Here is a 237-nt window from a genome sequence, read left to right as displayed (position 1 = left end):
GCATGGGTTTGGGAACTCAGCACAAACACAAGCAGCGCAAGCCAGCGGCGAATCATCCCAACTGACGGGGGATGCGGTAGATATAAAACAGCACCATCGTCGACAGCGCCAACATAAACAACGGCACCGCCTCCAGGCCGACGAACACCGCCAGCGCACAGATCCACGCGGGCAGCGCGGCCACCAGCAGCGCCGTTCGGCGACGGGCCGCCAGGGTGATCCAGGCGCCGGGTTCTT

Annotated in this window: 1 pseudogene; it reads right to left on the bottom strand. The window is 63.7% G+C overall.

Going from position 1 to position 237, the window contains the following annotated elements:
* Nucleotides 1–52: 52 nt before the first annotated feature.
* Nucleotides 53–237 (bottom strand): annotated as a pseudogene (locus ACFZPT_RS27040) (MFS transporter); the annotation flags it as partial.

Source organism: Pseudomonas sp. MD330_10 (assembly GCF_042610415.1).
In the GTDB taxonomy this organism is placed as follows: Bacteria; Pseudomonadota; Gammaproteobacteria; order Pseudomonadales; family Pseudomonadaceae; genus Aquipseudomonas; species Aquipseudomonas rhodesiae.
This window is presented reverse-complemented; position numbering and strand designations above follow the sequence as displayed.